The 250-nt window shown below is 64.8% G+C and carries 1 pseudogene; it reads right to left on the bottom strand.

The features are described 5' to 3' along the window. Window positions 1–229, bottom strand: a pseudogene (locus MKD49_RS26490) (hypothetical protein); the annotation flags it as partial. Window positions 230–250 lie beyond the last annotated feature (21 nt).

A 250-nucleotide genomic window follows, 5' to 3' on the forward strand; every position in this document is an offset into this window, starting at 1 on the left:
CAGCATTGTCACGCACGGCGCATGTGTTGATCACGATGACGTCGGCTTCGCTCCCCGCCTCGGCGCGCACGTAGCCGGCGCTCTCCAAGGATCCCGACAGTCGCTCCGAGTCGTGGACATTCATCTGACAGCCGAATGTCCGGACCTCGTACGTGCGTGCGCGACCGTCGCTGGCACGCGCGGCCTCGGAGGGGGCGATCAACGTCGGTGCGGAAGACGGAGAAGTCATGATCCAGCCATTCTACGAGCC

Origin of the sequence: Herbaspirillum sp. WGmk3 (assembly GCF_023952535.1) — a bacterium.
GTDB classification, from domain to species: Bacteria; Pseudomonadota; Gammaproteobacteria; order Burkholderiales; family Burkholderiaceae_D; genus Herbaspirillum; species Herbaspirillum huttiense.